Annotated in this window: 18 protein-coding genes; 9 read left to right on the forward strand and 9 right to left on the reverse strand. The window is 48.1% G+C overall.

All coding sequences use genetic code 11. From position 1 onward, the window contains the following. Nucleotides 1-56: 56 nt before the first annotated feature. From AC5JBY_RS30090 to AC5JBY_RS30105, 4 genes are read left to right on the forward strand one after another with little or no spacing between them, the layout of a single operon-like run. Nucleotides 57-1,406, forward strand: a complete 1,350-nt coding sequence (locus AC5JBY_RS30090) for an alginate export family protein (protein WP_495908404.1) — start codon at nucleotides 57-59, stop codon at nucleotides 1,404-1,406. A 34-nt stretch (nucleotides 1,407-1,440) separates the two neighbouring features. Beyond that, nucleotides 1,441-2,742, forward strand: coding sequence for a NarK family nitrate/nitrite MFS transporter (locus AC5JBY_RS30095; protein ID WP_495908405.1), 1,302 nt, complete (start codon nucleotides 1,441-1,443; stop codon nucleotides 2,740-2,742). Nucleotides 2,743-2,763: 21 nt separating this feature from the next. Next, nucleotides 2,764-6,276: a molybdopterin-dependent oxidoreductase gene (locus AC5JBY_RS30100; RefSeq protein WP_495908406.1), complete on the forward strand. Its 3,513-nt coding sequence runs from the start codon at nucleotides 2,764-2,766 to the stop codon at nucleotides 6,274-6,276. Next, nucleotides 6,273-7,775: a rubredoxin gene (locus AC5JBY_RS30105; protein ID WP_495908407.1), complete on the forward strand. Its 1,503-nt coding sequence runs from the start codon at nucleotides 6,273-6,275 to the stop codon at nucleotides 7,773-7,775. Before AC5JBY_RS30100 ends, AC5JBY_RS30105 begins: the two co-directional genes overlap by 4 nt. Here the strand turns inward: AC5JBY_RS30105 and AC5JBY_RS30110 are convergent. Continuing rightward, the gene (locus tag AC5JBY_RS30110; RefSeq protein WP_495908408.1) at nucleotides 7,744-8,325 is read right to left on the reverse strand and encodes a molybdenum cofactor guanylyltransferase; all 582 of its coding nucleotides are present in this window, start codon (nucleotides 8,323-8,325) and stop codon (nucleotides 7,744-7,746) included. The genes AC5JBY_RS30105 and AC5JBY_RS30110 overlap by 32 nt on opposite strands. A 157-nt stretch (nucleotides 8,326-8,482) precedes the next feature. Here AC5JBY_RS30110 and AC5JBY_RS30115 point away from each other — a divergent pair, with 157 nt between their 5' ends. Both AC5JBY_RS30115 and AC5JBY_RS30120 read left to right on the forward strand, forming a co-directional pair. Beyond that, nucleotides 8,483-9,124 (forward strand): DUF2306 domain-containing protein, encoded by a 642-nt coding sequence (locus tag AC5JBY_RS30115; protein WP_495908409.1) that lies wholly within the window; start codon nucleotides 8,483-8,485, stop codon nucleotides 9,122-9,124. Between the two features lie 75 nt (nucleotides 9,125-9,199). Continuing rightward, a complete protein-coding gene (locus AC5JBY_RS30120) occupies nucleotides 9,200-9,787 on the forward strand; it encodes a TetR/AcrR family transcriptional regulator (protein ID WP_495908410.1) in 588 nt (195 codons plus the stop codon). A gap of 31 nt (nucleotides 9,788-9,818) precedes the next feature. On the opposite strand, the gene moaCB is transcribed toward AC5JBY_RS30120, so the two are convergent. The 7 genes from moaCB to moaA are packed head-to-tail and all read right to left on the reverse strand — an operon-like array spanning nucleotide 9,819 to nucleotide 14,697. Continuing rightward, a complete protein-coding gene (gene moaCB / locus AC5JBY_RS30125) occupies nucleotides 9,819-10,733 on the reverse strand; it encodes a bifunctional molybdenum cofactor biosynthesis protein MoaC/MoaB (RefSeq protein ID WP_495908411.1) in 915 nt (304 codons plus the stop codon). 2 nt (nucleotides 10,734-10,735) lie between these two features. Next, nucleotides 10,736-11,176 carry a molybdenum cofactor biosynthesis protein MoaE gene (locus tag AC5JBY_RS30130; RefSeq protein ID WP_495908412.1) on the reverse strand — a complete coding sequence of 147 codons (441 nt, stop codon included), beginning with the start codon at nucleotides 11,174-11,176 and terminating at the stop codon, nucleotides 10,736-10,738. A 17-nt stretch (nucleotides 11,177-11,193) separates the two neighbouring features. Beyond that, entirely contained in the window at nucleotides 11,194-11,427 is a 234-nt protein-coding gene (locus AC5JBY_RS30135) for a MoaD/ThiS family protein (RefSeq protein ID WP_495908413.1), read from the reverse strand. A gap of 14 nt (nucleotides 11,428-11,441) precedes the next feature. After that, nucleotides 11,442-12,182 carry a sulfite exporter TauE/SafE family protein gene (locus tag AC5JBY_RS30140; RefSeq protein WP_495908414.1) on the reverse strand — a complete coding sequence of 247 codons (741 nt, stop codon included), beginning with the start codon at nucleotides 12,180-12,182 and terminating at the stop codon, nucleotides 11,442-11,444. A gap of 2 nt (nucleotides 12,183-12,184) precedes the next feature. Further along, the gene (locus AC5JBY_RS30145) at nucleotides 12,185-13,396 is read right to left on the reverse strand and encodes a molybdopterin molybdotransferase MoeA (protein WP_495908415.1); all 1,212 of its coding nucleotides are present in this window, start codon (nucleotides 13,394-13,396) and stop codon (nucleotides 12,185-12,187) included. Continuing rightward, nucleotides 13,396-13,674, reverse strand: a complete 279-nt coding sequence (locus tag AC5JBY_RS30150; RefSeq protein WP_495908416.1) for an Rdx family protein — start codon at nucleotides 13,672-13,674, stop codon at nucleotides 13,396-13,398. Before AC5JBY_RS30150 ends, AC5JBY_RS30145 begins: the two co-directional genes overlap by 1 nt. Before the next feature lie 42 nt (nucleotides 13,675-13,716). Next, the gene (gene moaA / locus AC5JBY_RS30155; protein WP_495908417.1) at nucleotides 13,717-14,697 is read right to left on the reverse strand and encodes a GTP 3',8-cyclase MoaA; all 981 of its coding nucleotides are present in this window, start codon (nucleotides 14,695-14,697) and stop codon (nucleotides 13,717-13,719) included. Between the two features lie 189 nt (nucleotides 14,698-14,886). Here moaA and AC5JBY_RS30160 point away from each other — a divergent pair, with 189 nt between their 5' ends. The 3 genes from AC5JBY_RS30160 to AC5JBY_RS30170 all read left to right on the forward strand — a co-directional run bounded on the left by AC5JBY_RS30160 (nucleotide 14,887) and on the right by AC5JBY_RS30170 (nucleotide 19,145). Continuing rightward, nucleotides 14,887-15,510, forward strand: coding sequence for a hypothetical protein (locus AC5JBY_RS30160; RefSeq protein WP_495908418.1), 624 nt, complete (start codon nucleotides 14,887-14,889; stop codon nucleotides 15,508-15,510). Between the two features lie 257 nt (nucleotides 15,511-15,767). Further along, nucleotides 15,768-17,816, forward strand: coding sequence for a DUF1800 domain-containing protein (locus tag AC5JBY_RS30165; protein ID WP_495908419.1), 2,049 nt, complete (start codon nucleotides 15,768-15,770; stop codon nucleotides 17,814-17,816). A 66-nt stretch (nucleotides 17,817-17,882) separates the two neighbouring features. Further along, on the forward strand, nucleotides 17,883-19,145 hold the full coding sequence (locus AC5JBY_RS30170) for a DUF1501 domain-containing protein (RefSeq protein ID WP_495908420.1): 1,263 nt from the start codon (nucleotides 17,883-17,885) through the stop codon (nucleotides 19,143-19,145). 76 nt (nucleotides 19,146-19,221) lie between these two features. Here the strand turns inward: AC5JBY_RS30170 and AC5JBY_RS30175 are convergent, their stop codons facing one another. Then, nucleotides 19,222-20,166, reverse strand: coding sequence for a hypothetical protein (locus AC5JBY_RS30175; RefSeq protein WP_495908421.1), 945 nt, complete (start codon nucleotides 20,164-20,166; stop codon nucleotides 19,222-19,224). Nucleotides 20,167-20,248 lie beyond the last annotated feature (82 nt).

Genomic DNA, 20,248 nt, shown 5'->3' on the forward strand with positions numbered 1-20,248 from the left:
ACACGGGCTGTGATCTTAAAATGGATTTCTTCACCTTAAAACCAACCCAAAGTAACATGAAAAAATGGTATTGTAAAACAGGGTTGCCTGTTCTTTTAAGTTGTGCCACGTTCACTACGGCAGAAGCACAGCTTTCATTGACGGGCCAGCTGCGCACCCGCACCGAGTTCCGGGACGGACAAGGCGCTCCCCTACCCTCGGGAGCCAAGCCTGCTTTATTTACTTCGCAGCGCAGCCGCTTATCTGCCGGTTATGAAACGTACCGGTTGAAGTTTGGCCTCACCGTACAGGATGTACGCGTATGGGGGCAGGATGCATCTACCATCAACCGTACCACTACCCAGGACAACAATGGCTTTATGCTGCATGAAGCCTGGGCAGAGATCATGCTTACTGACAGTACTTCCAAAAAGAATACGTTCAGCCTCAAGCTGGGTCGCCAGGAATTGATATATGATGATGTGCGATTACTCGGCAATCTCGACTGGCTGCAACAAGCGCGTCGTCATGATGCGGCATTATTGAAGTTTAACAGCGGCCCATGGATGCTACATGTAGGTGTTGCTTTTAACCAGAACAAGGAAAATGCCAGCGGCACTGTTTACAACAGTACAGCGCCCGGCTATGCCGGCAACACCAATGGTGGCACTAATTACAAGAGCATGCAATTCTTGTATGCAGGCAAAAAGTTAAGTAGTGGAAACGCTTCTTTTCTCTTCTTCGCCGATCAGTTTTCCAAATTCCGCATGGAGAACTCAACCAAGGTGTTTGAAACCGGCACCTGGAGCCGCTTTACCACCGGACTGTATTACACCAACACTTTTCAGAAGCTGAACCTTACTGCTTCGGCCTATTACCAGTTTGGCAAGAACGCCAATGGACAAAAGCTGCAGGGTGAGTTATTATCTGTTACGGGTTTGTATGCACTATCCAACAAGTTCAGTGCAGGTGCGGGCTATGACTATACCAGTGGCGGCAACTCCGGCACTACCAATCGCGCTTTTGACCCCTTGTATGGTACACCGCATAAGTTCTGGGGGTATATGGACTATTTCTATGTAGCCAGTGGATTTGGCAATAAAGGTTTGCATGATGCTTATATCAAAACAAAGTACAAAGCCTCACAAAAGCTGGTGCTCACTGCTGACGGGCACGTATTCAACAGCGCCTCGAAAGTACTGGCAGCTGATAATATAACTGAACTGGACAAACACCTCGGCACTGAAATAGACGTGGTAGCTTCTTATGCGCTCACGCCGGTGATCGGCTTCGAAGCGGGCTACAGTCACTTCTTCAGTACCGGCACGCTTACGGCTCCCAGTGTAAAGAATGTGGCGAATGCGAAAAACAACAGCAACTGGGCCTACTTAAGCATCAACATCAAACCCACCTTCCTCGTGAAATAACTCATCAACCTTCACCAGACTAAAAAACACTGCTATGTCTACGATAAATAATCAGCCGCTCAATAAACTAAATATCTTCTCGCTGAAGGGCGTACAGATGCGCACCTTCCACATCACCTGGCTTACTTTCTTCTTTTGCTTTTTCGCCTGGTTTGGCATCGCTCCTCTTATGCCCCTGGTGAGTGAACAACTGCATTTGACCAAAGCGCAAAAAGGAAACATCGGCATTGCCTCTGTATCAGCTACCATCATTGCACGTCTCATTGTGGGTCGCCTTTGCGACACCTGGGGGCCGCGCAGAACGTATACCTTATTGCTGATACTTTGCGCCATTCCGGTTATGCTCATCGGGTTTAGCCAGAGCTATACCAGCTTCCTTATCTTCCGTCTCGCTATTGGCGTGATCGGCGCTTCTTTTGTATTGACACAGTTTCATACCTCCGTCATGTTTGCCCCCAACATCAAGGGCACTGCCAACGCCGTTGCAGGCGGCTGGGGTAATACCGGTGGGGGCGCTACACAGATCATCATGCCGCTGATCGCTGCCGGCTTTGTAGGACTAGGTTGGGTAAGCAGGGAAGACAGCTGGAGACTGGCCATGATCGTACCAGGTATCCTGTTGCTGATAATGGCCTTCCTGTATTTCCGGTATACCAAAGACACTCCGCAGGGTAACTTCGAGGAAATAGAACGCAACAACGGCAAGAAAGAAAACACTTTCCTGCTGGCCGCAAAAGATTACCGTACGTGGATATTGACCATTGCGTATGCTGCCTGTTTTGGTGTAGAGATCACGGTTGACAATTTTGCCGCTTCTTACTTCCATGACGAATACAGCGCCAGCATCATCATGGCCGGCTTGATGGCCAGCATCTTTGGATGGCTCAACATATTTGCCCGCGCTGTAGGTGGTATCGTTTCCGATAAAGTGGGTAATCGTTTTGGCTTCAATGGCAAGGTAAACCTGCTTACCATCCTGTTGTTACTGGAAGGTATCGGTATCATCCTGTTTGCCAAAGCAGGCAGCCTGGGCGCCGCTATTGCCCTGTTGTTCTTCTTTGGTCTTTGCCTTAAAATGGCTAATGGAGCTACGTATAGTATTGTACCCTTCATCAACCCGAACGCTGTAGGCAGCGTAGCAGGCATTGTGGGTGCCGGCGGTAATGTGGGCGCCATGCTGATCGGGTTCTTATTCAAATCCATGCCTTATGCCGACGCTTTCTTTTACCTGGGCACAGGAGTGTTTGTAGTAGGCGTGATCATCTTAGCGTATAGGTTAATCAGTAAGTCAGAATCCAAGTCCGAAGTAGCACCAGCACTGCAGCCAGTGAAATAATAGTAGACTTCAATATTTTCTATGAGTGATTCGTATAAGACAACCTGTTGTTATTGTGGCGTAGGCTGTGGCATCGTTGTACACAAGGAAAAGAATGGCAGCCTGCGGGTAGAAGGCGATCCGGATCACCCGGTGAATAAAGGCATGCTTTGCAGCAAGGGCATGAACCTGCATTATACCGTGATGGATACCAGCGACAGGTTATTGTATCCTGAAATGCGGTACAGCCGTCACCAGCCGCGTCAACGTGTGACCTGGGACGAGGCGCTGGACAGAACGGCTGCCGTATTCAAGACACTCATCCAAAAGTATGGTCCTGACAGTGTAGCATTCTATGCTTCCGGTCAATGCCTTACAGAAGAGTATTACGTGATCAATAAGCTCATTAAAGGTTTTATTGGCAGTAACAATATCGATACCAACTCACGGCTGTGCATGAGCAGTGCCGTGGTGGGTTATAAAATGTCGCTCGGGGAAGACAGTGTTCCTATCAGTTACGATGACATAGAACTGGCCGACTGTATCCTGGTGGCTGGCGCTAACCCCGCCTGGTGTCACCCGATCTTATGGCGACGCGTGGAAGCTGCGAGGGCTGCCAATCCCAACCTAAAGATCATTGTAAGTGATCCGCGTAAAACGCAAACCTGTGCGCTGGCCAATGTGCACCTGCAACTTAACCCCGGCACCGATGTAGTGTTGCATTATGCCATTGGCCGCTGCCTTATTGAAGAAGGCCGGGTAGATCATGATTTTATCAGTCAACATACAGAGGGTTTTGAGAAATACCGGAATACCGTATTTGAACGTAGTGTAGCGGAAGCAGCGATTGTCTGCGGTGTAGAGGAAGCAGCCATCCGTCAGGCTGCTTCCTATATTGGAAAAGCCAAAGGGTTTATTACCATGTGGACGATGGGGCTGAACCAAAGTGTGATCGGCGTGAATAAGAACCTCAGCCTTATCAACCTCAACCTCATCACCGGCCATATCGGTAAACCGGGCTCAGGACCATTCTCTTTAACTGGTCAGCCCAATGCGATGGGTGGACGTGAAGTAGGTGGGCTATCGAATTTGCTACCAGCCCACCGCGATCTATTGAATGCTGCTCACCGCGAGGAAGTAGAGCAGTTTTGGGGCGGTGGTAAAATTGCGCCTAAGCCGGGGCTTACTGCTACAGAGATGTTCGAGGCGCTTAACGATGGACGGCTCAAAGCTATCTGGATTTTATGCACCAATCCGCTCATCAGCTTGCCCGACGTGCGGCTGGCAGAGGAAGGATTAAAGAAAGCAAAATTCGTAGTAGTACAGGATATCAGCAACCGGCCGGAAACCTTACAATATGCCGATGTGGTGTTGCCCGCTGCTGCCTGGACAGAGAAGGAAGGGACGATGACCAACTCCGAGCGACGCATCAGCTACCTGCAAAAAGTAGTGGATGCGCCCGGCGAAGCACTACCCGATGCCAGCATTATTTGCGGCTTTGCACAGAAGATGGGTTACAAAGGTTTTGACTACAACAGTTTTGCTGATATCTACAAGGAGCATGCAGCTCTGACAGCTGGTACCCGCATCGATATCAGCGACCTTAACTATGATATACTGAAAGCTAAACGCAGTGTGCAATGGCCTTACACCGCAGCTATCAATGGCTATGGCACGCCACGCCTGTTTACCGACAAACAGTTTTATACCCCCTCGCGCAAAGCGATCATCTATACGCTTCCTGATCTCAATGAATCGGAAATGCCTGATGAGGATTTTCCGCTGATCCTCACTACCGGTCGCATACGCGACCAGTGGCATACCATGAGCAAAACGGGCAAGGTCAATAAGCTGAAGCAACATATTGCGGAATCATTCCTCGAAATACACCCAGATGATGCCCTTGATCGCAATATCCGCGATAATGAAATAGTGGTCATCAATAGCCGCCGTGGTGAAGTAAGGGTGAAGGCACGGATCACAACCGATATTAAACCTGGCGTGGTATTCCTGCCCATGCACTGGGGCAAGGTGTTGAATAGTGATCTAAACCGTGCCAACAACCTCACCAATAACCTGGTAGACCCACGGAGTAAGGAGCCCGACTTCAAGTTCAGCGCCGTACAGGTTATCCGTTACCAGAAACCCAAACAAAAGATCATCGTTATTGGTGCAGGAGCAGGCGCCTGTGGTTTTGTAAAGAGCTACCGGGCGCTCAATACTACTGATGAGATCGTAATATTCAGCAAGGAGAATTTCCCTTTTTATAACCGTGTGATGCTGCCCGATTATATTAGTGGCACACAGGAATGGAACCAGTTGGTGAAGATGACCGACCAGGAAGAATATGACTTTAACATCGCCCTGCACCGTGGCGTAAGCGTGGAACATATAGACCGCACTGCTAAAACAGTAACTGATAGCAAGGGCCAAACACATCAATATGACTTGTTATTGATGGCTACCGGCAGCCGGGCAGCTATGCTGCGCGATGTACCTTCATTGCAAGGTATTTTCACCATGCGCAGCCGGGTAGATGCCGACAACTTCAAGCAACATGTAAAACCGGAGAATGGGAAGGTGGTCATTGTCGGTGGCGGTTTGCTGGGCATTGAACTGGCCGCATCATTACGCGAAGTGAATGTGGAGGTGACCGTGATACAACGTATCTCCCGCCTTATGGACCGACAGCTTGACCCGCTGGGTAGTCAGTTATTGCACGAAGAGCTGACCGATAAAGGCATCGATATTTACTATAACGACGAGATCGAACGCTTCCTGGGCACACAACGTATAGAAGGCATACGCATGAAAAGCGGCCTGATCATCCACTGCCAGGCCATCGTAATGGCAATCGGTACCGTACCCAATATCGAATTGGCACGAGCAAGTGGTCTGAATTGTAAACGCGGCGTAGTGGTGGATGAATACCTGTGCACCGATGATCCCAATATTTTTGCCATTGGTGAGATTGCCGAATTCAAGGGTTTCCTGTATGGCATTACTGCTGCCGCCGAGCAGCAGGCTGAGATCGTGGCCCGCTACCTTGGTGGAGATATTTCAAAGTATTATGAGGGTTCGCTGCTCATGAATATTCTGAAGATGCATGGTACAGACCTTTGCTCATTGGGATTGGCAGAATGCCCGGCAGACCCAGCCTATGAAGAAGTGGTGTTTATCGACAAAGCAAAACGGTATTATAAAAAATGTATCATCCACAATGACCGGCTGGTAGGCGCTATCCTGATCGGTGATAAATCGGAGTTCCTGGAGTTCCGCGACCTGATCCAAAACAAAATGGAGCTGAGCGAGAAGCGCCTGCAACTGCTTCGCTCCGGCAAGAAGGCAGAAGCAGTCATTGGTAAACTGGTATGTAGCTGCGGCAATATCGGAGAGGGCAATATCGTGAACAAGATCAAAGAAGGCTGTACGGAACTGAAGGCTTTGTGCCAGGCCAGCGGCGCCGGGTTGGGCTGCGGCAGTTGCAGGCCGGAGGTACAGGCCCTATTGGAGAAACAATTACAAATTGAAAGCACATTAGTACCAGCATCATGAAGTATACGTATACCATCAAGATCAACTTCAAGGGAGGGATCATCTCTCCCGGTGATTTGCTGAATATACTCATCGCAGCAGGCAAAGCTGGCATTACGGAAGTACGGTTTGGCCTGCGTCAGCAGTTGTTGTTCGATGTGGTGAATGAGGATTATCCGGTATTACAAGAGCAATTGCAGCAACTCGATGTAAATTATGAAATGGATGAAGAGCGTTATCCGAATATTGTCAGCTCGTACCCTGCCGAAGAAGTGTTCATCAACCAAACCTGGCTCAGTGAGGGTGTCTACAAAGATATTTTCGACCTTATAGATTACCAGCCCCGGCTGAAGATAAATATATCTGACAGCAACCAGAGTTTTACCCCATTGCTGACCGGCAATATCAACTGGGTGGCATCTACCCTGAGTCCACACTTCTGGCACCTGTTTATCCGCTTTCCCCGCACCAACGTTATTTACGAGTGGAAAGAGATGGTGTATACCAATGATGTGGCCCGTATGTCAAAACATATCGAGACGCTGATCTTTCAACATGCCGACCTATTCTATGACAATGCGCAAGCCAATGGCGATGATCTGTTCCAGCGTGTGAAACAGGAAAGCTACATCACCAAGATCGCTGAAACGCCGGCAAAGCTCCCCGCCTTCAACCTACCTTACTATGAAGGCCTGAACCGGTATCATGATAAATACTGGCTGGGCATTTACCGACGTGATGAGCTGTTCCATGTATCTTTCCTAAAAGACATTTGTCGCCTTTGCCTGGAAACAAAGATTGGACAGATATGCTCCACCCCCTGGAAATCACTGATCATTAAAAACATCACGGAGAAAGACCGCCATTTGTGGAACAACCTGCTGGCCCGTCACCAGGTGAACGTTCGCCACGCCGCCAACGAACTCAACTTCCAGGTGGAAGATAACTGTCAGGAAGGATTGAAGCTGAAGCGTTATCTACTACAACGACTGAATAATGAAGACACGCGTACGTTCGGCATTTGCATTGGCATCAAAACAAGGCGTAAGAGCGAAGTATTCAGCAGCATCCTGGTAAGGCGCAGACCACTGTTTAGCATTGGAGGTATTGGGTTCTTCTTTGTATATGACATCTTGTGTGCGCAGGACTTCAACCCCAACGAGCGTACCGGCTTTGTATTCAGCAGTGGCAATCCGCGTTTCCTACTAACGGAGCAGTTGCGCCGGGCTATCCTTCTTTATTACAGGCAGCAGCTCAACAACATCGTGGCACAGGAAAAGGCCAGTGTGCCGAAGAAAGAAGCAATCTTACCGAGAGAAAGCATCACCCAGGCATTCCAATGTAAGCATTGCCTTACTGTGTACGATGAATCTTTTGGTGAACCGGCAAATGGCATTCCTGCAGGAACAACGTTTCAGTCTCTTCCTTCAAATTATTGTTGCCCATTATGCGAGGCAGAGAAGAGTGAGTTTGTGAGAAAAACAGTGATTACAACCCATTCAACTCCGCATGCGCATTAAAGTTGCGGAAGTATTTCTGCTGGTCGGGTTGTAGAGGAATGAAATGCACAGTCAGGTGTTCCAGCATGAACTTCATGCTGTGTCTTGTCAGCTCATTATTATGATAGCGTTGTAAAGTAGCAGCCAATGCTCTGGCTGTATAGATAGCGCATAAAGGCTCTGGCTCACCCTGATTGGTAAATACGTAAGCATCTTTATCTCCTGACTTACCGGCTGTCATCAGTTGTTCCAGCACAGTGCTTTCTATCAACGGCATATCACAAGCCAATACCAGCAGGTCTTCTTGCGGGTAGCGTTCATGTACACTTAAAACGCCAGCCAGCGGGCCGTGAATATCTAACCCGTCATTGTCCTTTACCAATTGCTCTATCGGAAAAACAGTCGGGTAGGTTTCGTATTGCAGGGCATTGACGGAAAGTACGACTGGCAACTGCAAAGCCAACAGCTTATCCAGGGCTGTTTGTGCCCAGGTTTTTGCCTCCAGCTTGATCAGCCCCTTGTCGGTGCCCATCCGGGAACTTTGTCCGCCACATAATACTACACCCAACATATCAATACTTAATAATTTATGCCTGATAGTTCTTACATCACAAAAGTAGCTTATATTCAATAAGAGATCAGTCTGCTACCACTAAAACCATGAAAAGAGTATTTCCGGGCATTTTCACCAAAGCTTACACTTAAAGGCTCCATTAAATTCATGCAAAATGAAAATAGTTGCAGGTAACAAAATCTCATGGTTTATTTTTTGGACTCTCCTTATCGGCCTTTCTCTTTTCTTCTATGTAATGACGTTTATTGATTACGGCTATGGCTATATTCCCGAAAATTTCCGCCGGGGATTTTTAGAAAGTAAGGTCTGGTTTATTGGTCATATTGCAGGGGCCAGCGCTTCGTTACTTTTAGGGCCTCTACAGTTTTGGACAAAATTCCGGACCAGGTATATGAAATACCACCGCCTTGCCGGTAAAATTTTCATCATTGGTTCCCTGCTGGCAGCGATATGTGCCTTCCGCCTCAACCTGATGTATGATTGCAAGCCATGCAGGGTTTCGCTGGGGATTTTGTCTGTATTATGGTTTGCCTGCACTGCAGCAGCCTGGTGGGCTGTAAAGCATAAAAATATTAAAGCACACCGTCAATTTATGATCAGGAGCTATACAGCCGCCCTGGCATTTGTATTCATCCGACTGTTTTCATATGCCGGCTATAAGAATGTTTTTCCATTTATAGATACAACGATGGAACGGCGCACTACTGCCGAATGGCTATGCTGGGTAATCCCTTTTTTAGTTGTCGAGGTGTATATGGTGTGGTGGCCTTCCCTCAAACAGATTAAGCCTTTTTAATACACTGGAAATTCTGGAAATCGTTCGTAAATTAGATATATGTAACCCCTTTCAACGAACCAGTTTGCAGCCATTATGGGAATTAAAGAAAGAAAAGAGCGCTCCAAAGTAAAAGTTCACACAGACATCCTCAAGGCAGCCTTGTGTATCATCAAACTGGAAGGTTGTCCAGCGCTTAGCATGCGCAGGATCGCTGAAAGTATCGAATATGCCGTCCCGGTCATCTACGAACATTTTGAGAATAAAGAAGCCATCCTGGTCGAGCTTTGCCGCCAGGGCTATGGCACACTGATCAGCCTTGTTAATAAGCACAGCAAGGGAGTCACTTCTCCCCGGGAGAGACTGGAAATCATCCTCAATACGCTGTGGGAATTCGCCAACAAAGAACAGGAGCTTTATCAACTGATGTATTCGGTAGGCATCGGCTGCAATAATGTGAAACAAACATTTCCCGAGGTGATCACCTTTAACCGGATGGTGAAAGATGAGATCAGTAACTTACCATTGAAAGGCAAGCGGGCTGACGATATGCTCCAGTGCAAATACCTCACCTGTGTATCTGTAGTGCATGGCCTTGTTTCGATGAACTATTTTATGAAAGACATCGATCCAGCCCTCAACCGGAAGGTCCTGAAAGACGCCATCGATCATATTGTGCATTAATGTAAACTCCCATCAGCTATGAGAGGATGAATTAATCATGCCGCATCCCTTCCGCCACACGGAATACATGTAGAATATAAGGAAACAACGCATCCATGGTTTCAGATGCACCGCGGGTAGATCCTGGCAGTGTTATCACCAGTGTATTGCCAATAAAGCCGGCTACTCCCCTGCTCAACATAGCATAAGGTGTACGGTCCTGCCCGTAATTACGTGCAGCCTCCATAATGCCAGGGACGGCTCTGTCGAGCAGTGGCGTAATGGCTTCGGGCGTTACATCACGTGGTGAGAGACCGGTGCCACCGGTGAATAAAACGAGGTGATAATTTTCATTGCTGAGCTGGCTGGCTTTCTCCTGTATCAAAGCAAACTCATCGGGAATGATTTCATACAAAGCGGTAGACAGGCCATGTTGCTGCAACTTTTCACTGATAGCTTTACCGGCAGAATCCTGCTTGCTGCCTGCCGACACGCTATCGGAACAAACAATGACCGCACAACGCAACAAGGCAGCTTTGGCGGCATCCTTAAAATCAGATTTGCCCCCCTTCTTCTGCTGCAGGCCGATCTCACTTACCACCACTCCCTTATCGATTGGTTTCAGCATATCATACATGGTCAACGCTGTAATGGCAGCGCCATGCATAGCTTCTACTTCCACGCCTGTTTTATAGATAGTGTGTACCTCTACTGAAATGACAACTGTAAGCTCTTCTATTGCATACGTGATGGCCGTGTATTCTACCGGCAGCGGATGGCAATCGGGGATTACATCACTGGTCTTTTTCACCGCCAGCAGACCGGCTGCACGAGCAAACTCAAACACATCGCCCTTAGGCACCTTCCTGTCTTTGATAGCCTGAATGGTTTCGGGCTTCGACACGGTGAGGCGGGCTGTGGCGATAGCTGTACGCAGGCTGCTGACCTTGGGAGTGATGTTTACCATGCTTATTTATTTTCCTTCCACTGGTGAGTTTCGTTATCGAATATTTCCCGGCCCCAGATGGGTAGTTCGTTCTTGATTCGCTCCACCACTTCTTCGCAAGCGGCAATGGCTGCTTTACGATGACCGGAAGAAGTGAACACGAACAGACATATATCGCCTGCTTTCACGGCTCCGAGGCTGTGGTGAATGTGCATGCAGGTAAGGGAGTATTTACTAAAGATATCCTCACGAATGATGTGCATCTTTTCCAGCGCCATTTCTTCGTAAGTGGTGTACTCGATCGCTGTTACCGTCTTGCCATCTATCCTATCGCTGCGTACCTGCCCCATAAAAATGCTATGGGCACCGATATCGGTTTTGGTGCTGTGCTTCTGTATGCTCTCCGCTACAAAAGCCGGAGCAATGGCACCTTGCACAAATATGTTCTTGATCTTCTTTTCCATAGTTGAAAAATAACCGGTTACCCTCCTGAATAAGGAGGCAATAGAGCAATCACTGAAGAGGGTTGCAATACCGTATTGCCAGTGGCTACATCTTTATCCACCGCAACCAGGTACGGAATACTTTGCAGGGACGGGAACATTGTCTCCAGCTTACGCCGCAAGGCGTCGGTGTCAGCCACCTGATCTACTTCCAGGGTTTGACTGCCCGCCATTTCTGCAAACTGACCAAAAAGCCGGATAGTTAGTGCCATAATAACAAAGTTACTTAGCTTTTGAATAGTAAATGAAAGATGGCTACCAGCAATACTGCTACCAGGATATACTTCAGCACGCTTTGCTTTAGTTTGGCAGCACCGAGATAAGACCCTGCCAACCCACCGGCAAAAGCTATTCCGATATAGGCATACATGGCAGGCGTAAAAGATAATGTACCTGCATGGTATTGACCGATCAGCCCTGCCACCGAATTCAGGAAAATGAAAATGGCGCTGATGGCAGCTGTTTGTTTTTGATTGGTCCAATGAAGTAATAACAAGATGGGAGAAAGAATAACGCCACCGCCAATACCAATCAATCCGGATACAAAGCCAATCGAGCCGCCGATAATGAACAAAGCGATCTGGTTGGCCGGACGTGTTTTTCCTGCACCAGTCTTTTCCGGTAGCAGGAAACGGAGCACCGATAGCAGCAGCATGATGCCCAGTATCTTTTTATAGATCCCGGTTTGTATAGTGATCAAAGCACCTACGTAGGACATAGGAATGGACGCCACCACCAATGGCCAGCAGATCTCTTTTTTAAAGTGCTGTGCACGGTAATACTGTACAAAGGAGGCTCCGGCCACGAAAAGATTCAACACCAGTGCAGTAGGCCGCATTACAGCCACCGACATACCAAACAAAGCCATCAATGCCAGGTATCCACTGGCGCCACCATGACCTACTGAAGCATATAAAAAAGCTACCAGCAATAAAAGACAGAAGAAGAGTATTTGCGTTACATCCATACTTATACGGGTAATAAATGTACTTCTACCATTTGCCCTTTCACTATATCTCCCGACTCTTCAGATACAGCAATCAAACAATTGCCCACTGCAAAGGAATGCATGCGGAATGACTCCTGTGCCTGCAGCACCCGCACGCCTTCTTTATCCCAATAGCCTTTCAGGAATTGGGTAAGTCCCGGCTTCCGGTGGAAATCATTGAGCAGGCGCATTTGCATCACAGGCAGGGCAGGCTGCGGATAGCCCATCTGCTCGCGTATAGAAGGATAAACGTATTCATAGAAACAAGTGAGTACAGAAGAAGGATTACCGGGCAGGCCGAATATCAATTGCTCATCTCTTTTACCAAAGTATAAAGGCTTACCGGGCCGCTGCCGCAGCTTATGAAAAATGCGCGTTACGCCGCAGGTTTCCAATGCCTGAGCTACATAGTCATAATTGCCCACACTCACGCCACCGGTGATCAATACCATGTCTGAAGCAGATAAAGCATCTGCAACTGTTTGCAACAGTATATCGAAGTCATCTTCTGCTGTCATCACCGTAACAGGACCTACCTGCATTTGTTGCAGGGCTGTGCGCAAGGTAAAAGAGTTGGACTCATATACCTGCCCATATTGCAGTGGAGCACCGGGCTTTTGCAATTCATCGCCTGTAACGATAATGGTGATAGATGGTGAAGGGTACACAGCTACTTCATGCATGCCCATGCCTGCCAGGAAACCTATCGCAGCAGGCGTTAACAGCGCACCATTGGGCAGCGCCAGTTCACCAGTCCTTATTTCAGCACCGATGCCCCTGACATTGGAGCCTGGTTGCAATTCAGTATCATCGATGATCAGCTCACTGCCATTGACACGTACTTTTTCCTGCATTACCACTGTATCGGCCCCGGCAGGCAATGGCGCTCCGGTAAAAATGCGGGCAGCCTGTCCGGCAACAATGGTCAGCGGCGTTGTAGCACCGGCAGCCATTTCTCCGGCAATCTGCAGGGGTTGCTGTTTCCAGGTGTCGAACTGCAATGCATAACCATCCATGGCGCTTTGCTCAAAAGCAGGAATGGAAATGGAAGAATAGATACTGGCAGCCAGTACCTTTCCCAATGCGTGTTCAATGGGGATCGTTATGGGCAGTCCTAAAGTAGTGTTGGCTGATATCAATACTTTCGCCTGCTCGACGGATAGCATGGTTGGATTTTCTTTCTTATTGCTCATTATTTCTTATCGGAATGTCCAAGACTTTTGGCGGGATTTACTACATCGCGCACCAGTTGTTTCAATTCTTTTATTTCGGGGAAGTGACCAGACTCTTTGCGGTCAAACACGATCTCATCGTTGATGTAGATCGTGTATCGGCCACCTGTTTCAGAAGGCAGCAGCGTTACGCTCTTAAGCTCCTCACTGAAGGTGGTCAGTAGCTCCTGGGCCATGTAAGCGGCCCTTAACATCCAGCCACATTTGGGGCAGTATTCAATCGTAATGGTTGGTTTCATGTATCTGTATAGGTAAAGGTTGGTATTGTATTTATGAACCGATTAACCACCGATAGCGATCATCGTTCTGTTCTGGATCGAATCGGGATCCGTGTGCGCATAATCATTTACAAACTGTCCGCCACGCTCCGCTGCTTTTGCCAGGATACACTCCCTGATCAATGGCTCCAGGTCTTCGCCCCTGCGCAAAGCGCCCAACAGGTCTGTTTCTGTTTTGGAGAACAGACAGTTCTTCATTTTGCCATCAGCTGTTAGCCGCATGCGGTTGCAATCGCCACAGAACGGTTTTGTCATGGTACTGATCACGGCAAAGGTACCGGCATGACCGGTAATCTGGAAATTCTTGGCCGTATCATGTTTCTTATGACGAATGGGCTCAAATGTATAATCGCGTGCTACAATATCCAAAATCTCCTGCAGACCGATCACCTTTTCATGGTCCCAGTGATTGCCGGTAAAAGGCATGAACTCGATAAAGCGGATATGTAAGGGAAGTTCTTTCGTCAGCGCAATGAATTGGGGTATCTCGTCATCATTCACGCCCTTCATAGCTACCACATTCACTTTTACCCGCATACCCAGCTGCGCCATGAGGTGAATGTTCTTGTATACTTGTTGAAAGTTATCTCTTTTGGTAAGGAACAGGAACTTCTCTTCCTGCAACGTGTCGAGGCTGATGTTGATGGAGCGCATTCCGGCCTGTTGCAGCTCATCGGCAAACTCATGCAACCGCACCCCATTGGTGGTCATGGTGAGTTCTACCGGATAACGGCCCAACCGCCTGATAATATCATCCGCCCCTTTGCGCACCAACGGTTCTCCGCCCGTTAACCTGATCTTCTTGACACCCAGCTTTACGAAAAGACCGGCAATGTGATCGATCTCATCCGGCTGCATAAGGTGCTTATTGGGAAGACAGGCTATTTTTTCATCGGGCATGCAGTAGAAACAGCGCAGGTTGCAGCTGTCGGTCAGTGAGATCCGCAGGTAATCATGAACCCTGTTATAAGTATCAATCAGCATGCACTATTCTTTGATAATTAACCCATTACTAAACCCATCGCCTTATCCTGACCCAAGTCACAAAACAATGAGTTGGCATCCATAAAGATACCGTAAAACCATGACTTTATGCCCTTTACTTTATGCAATCCGGGCCATCCCTGCATCAGTAAAAGAGAAAGTAGTTTGTCAACAATAAAATGATAAAGTATGTTCAGGATCAGCTGTTCCATTTTACTGTTATCCCTTTGCTTCGCAGCTTCCGGTCAGTCGTTGCAGGAACTGAATATCGATTACATGCTCCGCGGACAGGTATATGTAAGTTCAAGTATTGAAGATAAAGAGGCGCCTGGTGGTTTCGGAGGATCAGACAACCGCGCCCGGAAAATAACCGGCGAATCCGGCCTATCAAGCAACGGGTTCTTTCTCCAGATCGATACCACAGAAGAAGTGGCAATTGGCAAAAAGTACAAAGGCTATCGCCTGTACATTGCCAATAGAAGTGATAGTATTGTTAAACTAACCGCCTCCGACAGCAGGCTTTCTGCAGTGATTGAGGTTTTTGTAAAAGGCAAATGGCAACCCATCGAGTACTTGCCAGGCAGCTGGTGTGGGAATAGTTACCATGCTGTTTACCTAAAACAACAGGAATACTGGCAATGCGCCATTCCGCGCTTTGCCGGAAAAATGCCAGTTAAGATGCGCTACAGCCTGCGCCTCGATAATGGAAAGTATATTTATTCCAACGAAATTGCCGCCCACATCAACAAAGGCCAGCTCAGTAATAAAAAAGACTACACGCCCAATGGCCTCATGGACCCGTATACTGATTGATAATTGCAGGAAACCCAACTGAAAAACAACCTTTCTCTTCCCCTACCCGCACATACCCGCAGAGGCCCTGTGGCTCAATAATTTATTTAACACTCCGTTAAACTTCCGGGGAAAGTGGCAGTCTCAGGGTAAGCTCGCTTGCTTCTGTGTGCACAGAAATGGAAGTCACTGATTTGTGGCAGCTTTTTTGTCGGTAGTTTAAGTATCACACCCTGAAGCAGCTGGCATATTCTGATAATCCTGCAATAAATCTTAATATGAAAAATTTCATCAGGATCTTCTACACCAGTTTTGCGGCATTGGTAGCCGGCGTACTGCTGTGCTCCTTTTTCCTGCGCCCGTTTGATAATCCGTCTGCCCATATCAGTTTTCCGTATAAAAAGGCTAAGCTTACCGAAAGACAGGCAGCAGCCCACCTGCTCAACAGATTTACTTTCGGCGCCCGTCCCGGTGATGTGGATGCTGTGGTAAAGATGGGACTGGAGAAATGGTTTCAGCAACAACTGGAGGCCAGCCTGCCCAATGATACACTCGCTCAATTGCTCAGTGGATATGATGCCCTCAACCTGAGCAATGATGATGTGGTAGATATGTATCCTAAACCAGCATTTCTGCTGCGCCAGGCCATCAAAGATGGCTATATCGATAAAGACTCCGTAAACAAAGGCGACCGCAAAGAATACCGCGATCAACTGCAACGCTACATGACCGACAAAGGCATGAAGCCACTGCAAGAGCTGTACCGTCAACTGTTCAATCAAAAGATATTAAGGGCTACTTATAGTGAAAACCAGTTACAGGAAGTATTAACCGATTTCTGGTTTAATCACTTCAACGTTTCCCTTACCAAGAATGATTGTGCTCAGTTTATTCCTGCTTACGAGCGGGACGTGATACGCCCTAATGTATTGGGTGATTTTGAAAACATACTCGAAGCTACGGCCAAGTCGCCCGCTATGTTGTATTACCTGGACAACTTCACCAGTATGGGAGATGACATGGAGATGGGGCAACGCATTGACAAGATGAGAAAGCAACTGGGAGAGAAAGCTGCCATCATGGAAGCCGACACTTCTACTGGTTATTCCAAACTGGTGAAAAGAGCACAGCAACTTAAAAAGACACGCGGACTGAATGAGAACTATGCCCGCGAAGTAATGGAATTGCATACGCTGGGTGTGGATGGTGGTTATACACAACAGGATGTAACGCAGGCCGCCAAGGTGCTGACCGGCTGGACCGTATACCCCATGAAAGATTATGGCGCCGCTGCCAGGAATCAATTCGAAAGAATGGGAGAAGAAAGGTTCAAGAAGCAAGGCAATGTACGCGAAGGGGATTTCCTGTTTGCCGCCAACCGCCACGACAGAGGTGCAAAAATTGTACTGGGCAAACAATTCAGCGCAGGTGGTGGCTATGAAGAAGGTGTAGAGCTGTTGCACATGCTGGCGAAACATCCTTCTACGGCGAAGTTTATTTCCCGCAAACTGGCTGTGCGTTTTGTCAATGACAATCCGCCGCCAACCCTGATCGATAAAATGGCTAAAACATTCCAGACTAAGAATGGCAACATCCGTGAAGTGCTGATCACGATGGTATCTGCTCCTGAGTTCTGGAGCAAGGAAGCGCTGCGCGAAAAGACCAAATCACCTTTCGAGCTGGCTATTAGTTCTGTGCGCAACCTCAACGCTACGATCACACAACCTTACCAACTGTATACCTGGATCAATAAAATGGGTCAGCGTATGTATTACTACCAGGCGCCTACCGGTTTTCCGGATAATGGCAAGTACTGGATTAACACCGGCTCTTTGCTGAACCGGATGAACTTTGGCCTGGCACTGGCCTCCAACCGCATACCCGGCGTCACGGTTGATCTATACGCGCTGAACGATCACCATGAGCCCGAAAGCGCTGAAGCAGCCCTGGAAACGTATGGCAAGATGATCATGCCTGAGCGCGACCTTGAAGCTTCTATCAAGCGACTTACTCCCCTGCTCAATGATCCTGAGCTGGGCAAGAAGGTAGATGAAGCTGCCGGCAAGACGGCTACTTCGCAACAGGCCACCATGATGCAGAACAATGAAACCATGCAAAGCAATGATGAATCGGATGTCATGGATGAAGCATCGGGATTAATGCCTAAAAAGAAAAGAGGCGGCAAGAAGAATCCCAATCCCAACAAGATTCCTAAGAACCCGAATAAGAACAGTTATGCAGCCATGCCATCTGCCAAAGGCAACAACACCATGTTGTCGCAGGTAGTGGGCATCATTATTGGTTCACCGGAGTTTCAACGCAAATAGAAACGCAGGTTGCTGCGTATAAACCTTATCAACTTTTCAACTTGTAAACTTATAAACTAAGTACCTATGTCTACAAGAAGAGCATTTATAAAATCGGGAGGCCTGGCCTTGTTTGGAATTGGTGTGGGAGGGGTTCCTACCTTCATTGCACGTGCGGCAGAGAGTAATAAGATCGTTGGTCCTTATAAAAAGAATAAGATACTTGTTTGCATATTCCAGCGTGGCGCCATGGATGGCCTGATGGCGGTAACACCTTTCACAGATCAATATCTGAAAGCTGCCCGCCCTACCCTGTTCATGACTGCTGCCAAAGAGAGCAACAATGGTCAGTTGATCGATCTCGATGGTCGTTTTGGCCTGCACCCTTCCATGGCCGTTTTTGAGCCGCTGTTCAGGGAGAAAAGACTGGCCATCGTGCATGGCATCGGTTCACCCAACAATACCCGTTCACACTTCGATGCGCAGGATTATATGGAAAGCGGCACGCCTTTCAATAAAGGCACTGCCAGCGGCTGGCTCAACCGTGCTGTAGGACTGCTGGGGCATGAAGCCTCTCCTTTCCGCGCTGTGAGCCTTACCTCTTCCATGCCGCGCTCGTTCTATGGCGACAATCCCTCTGTAGCCATCAGCAATTTGCAGGACTTCACCATCCAGATGCGTGGCAACCCGATGGGCACCAATGTAGCTGCTAAAAGCTTTGAAGACCTATATGATCAAACCTCCTCCTCCCTGCTCAACAAAACAGGCAAAGAGAGCTTTGATGCTATCAAAATGTTGCAGAAGGCCGATGTAAAGAATTATAAACCGGCCAACAATGTAGTATATCCTGCCAGCGCTTTGGGCAACTCACTGAAACAAATAGCCCAGCTGATCAAGATGGATGTGGGCATGGAAGTAGCTTTTGCCGAGTCGGGCGGTTGGGATACGCATTTCAACCAGGGTGCTATGACCGGCATCTTCTCCCGCAATGTAATGGACCTGAGTACTTGTATCCAGGCTTTCTGGAACGACCTCGAAGCCTACCAGGATGATGTGACCGTGATGACGATGACCGAATTTGGCCGTACGGTAAAACAGAACGGCACCGGCGGTACCGATCACGGACGTGGCTCCTGCAACTTTATTTTGGGCAATAGCGTAAGTGGAGGAAAAGTGCATGGGCTGGTGAATCCGCTGGCAGTAGAGAACCTCGAAGATGGTCGCGACCTGGCCGTTACTACCGACTTCCGCGCCGTGTTTAGCGAAGTAGCAGATAAACACTTACGCATCAATAATGACACTGTATTATTTCCAGACTGGAAGGGACAAAAGATTGGCGTGATGAGTTAACCGTTAAATAAAACCTTTCCAACAGGGGCTGCCATAACCGGCAGCCCTTTCTGTTGTTTAAGAGTGCGACGTTCTCTCATGGCCGTCTCCGGTTAAGCGTGTAGCAAAATTCGTTGTTCCCCACTAAGAGGTTGCGTTGCTGATCGAGGAAAAAAAGTGTACTGTCGCCTCCTTTCATCATATAGAGTGTGTATTTGCGATCAAAGGCATCGAGCTTATAAACGACAGCATTGGGGTCAGCAGCCGCGCCTTTTACAATTGACCAGGTACCTTCCATTTGATTGCGCTCGCGGTAGATACGATCTAACTGGTAGGTGGTAGGCTTGAACGTTACCGGGTCCTGGTACAATTTAAGCGCCCATTTAAGTTTAAAACAATCGGAGGGTTTAGGCATATTCATCTCTTTCGAAACAGCTGCGCAGGGCGTTCTGCCTACAAAATTTATTACAGTATCCTTCACACCGCTGGCGAAAGAAGCGTTGACCTGTGAAGTCTGGAATATGGACATCGGTGGTATTACTTTATCTGTCCGGCTCAACGTAAATCCCTGTCCCCCATCTCCATTCATCAGGCTCTTATCCGTATTCAGCAGGTGCAGCAGGTTATTATCCAACTGCAGGAAAGAAATAGTGTGTGGCCCTGCTGTAAGCCGGTACACCACAGCATCCGGGTTCGATTTTGTCCCCCTGACCTTTTCCCACCGGCCTTCTATAGTGGCTTTCCCCAATGTTTTGTTTGTACGGTTATCAGGGTAATATCCATATTCCTGCTCCAGCTTAAATGCAGATGAAGTTCCTGGTTGGTTATCTGGTAAAAAGGTAAGCTTCCATTTGATGAAATCGCATTTGCCGGTAAGCGGGATCTGCAGAAATGGCCGGGCATCGACAACACCGGGGCTGGTGCCTTCAAATACACCAAACGCAACGGCGCCCGCGGTCGCATGGTGTGCCCGGAAAGCATGAACGCCCATCAATAGTATGGCCCCCAAAGCTATGCTGTAAATCAACCTTATATACCGCATACAACGAGATTTAAAGTAAACCTACTTATCTGCATGGGTACAGGAAAAATATTTACGCCAACAGGCCATCTTTCGTGACGAA

Source organism: Paraflavitalea sp. (assembly GCF_059502485.1).

Bases quoted from the DNA above. Each gene is read 5' to 3' on its own strand.
- AC5JBY_RS30090 (WP_495908404.1), top strand. From the start codon at position 57: ATGAAAAAATGGTATTGTAAAACAGGGTTGCCTGTTCTTTTAAGTTGT.
- AC5JBY_RS30095 (WP_495908405.1), top strand. From the start codon at position 1,441: ATGTCTACGATAAATAATCAGCCGCTCAATAAACTAAATATCTTCTCG.
- AC5JBY_RS30100 (WP_495908406.1), top strand. From the start codon at position 2,764: ATGAGTGATTCGTATAAGACAACCTGTTGTTATTGTGGCGTAGGCTGT.
- AC5JBY_RS30105 (WP_495908407.1), top strand. From the start codon at position 6,273: ATGAAGTATACGTATACCATCAAGATCAACTTCAAGGGAGGGATCATC.
- AC5JBY_RS30110 (WP_495908408.1), bottom strand. From the start codon at position 8,325: ATGTTGGGTGTAGTATTATGTGGCGGACAAAGTTCCCGGATGGGCACC.
- AC5JBY_RS30115 (WP_495908409.1), top strand. From the start codon at position 8,483: ATGAAAATAGTTGCAGGTAACAAAATCTCATGGTTTATTTTTTGGACT.
- AC5JBY_RS30120 (WP_495908410.1), top strand. From the start codon at position 9,200: ATGGGAATTAAAGAAAGAAAAGAGCGCTCCAAAGTAAAAGTTCACACA.
- moaCB (WP_495908411.1), bottom strand. From the start codon at position 10,733: ATGGTAAACATCACTCCCAAGGTCAGCAGCCTGCGTACAGCTATCGCC.
- AC5JBY_RS30130 (WP_495908412.1), bottom strand. From the start codon at position 11,176: ATGGAAAAGAAGATCAAGAACATATTTGTGCAAGGTGCCATTGCTCCG.
- AC5JBY_RS30135 (WP_495908413.1), bottom strand. From the start codon at position 11,427: ATGGCACTAACTATCCGGCTTTTTGGTCAGTTTGCAGAAATGGCGGGC.
- AC5JBY_RS30140 (WP_495908414.1), bottom strand. From the start codon at position 12,182: ATGGATGTAACGCAAATACTCTTCTTCTGTCTTTTATTGCTGGTAGCT.
- AC5JBY_RS30145 (WP_495908415.1), bottom strand. From the start codon at position 13,396: ATGAGCAATAAGAAAGAAAATCCAACCATGCTATCCGTCGAGCAGGCG.
- AC5JBY_RS30150 (WP_495908416.1), bottom strand. From the start codon at position 13,674: ATGAAACCAACCATTACGATTGAATACTGCCCCAAATGTGGCTGGATG.
- moaA (WP_495908417.1), bottom strand. From the start codon at position 14,697: ATGCTGATTGATACTTATAACAGGGTTCATGATTACCTGCGGATCTCA.
- AC5JBY_RS30160 (WP_495908418.1), top strand. From the start codon at position 14,887: ATGTTCAGGATCAGCTGTTCCATTTTACTGTTATCCCTTTGCTTCGCA.
- AC5JBY_RS30165 (WP_495908419.1), top strand. From the start codon at position 15,768: ATGAAAAATTTCATCAGGATCTTCTACACCAGTTTTGCGGCATTGGTA.
- AC5JBY_RS30170 (WP_495908420.1), top strand. From the start codon at position 17,883: ATGTCTACAAGAAGAGCATTTATAAAATCGGGAGGCCTGGCCTTGTTT.
- AC5JBY_RS30175 (WP_495908421.1), bottom strand. From the start codon at position 20,166: ATGCGGTATATAAGGTTGATTTACAGCATAGCTTTGGGGGCCATACTA.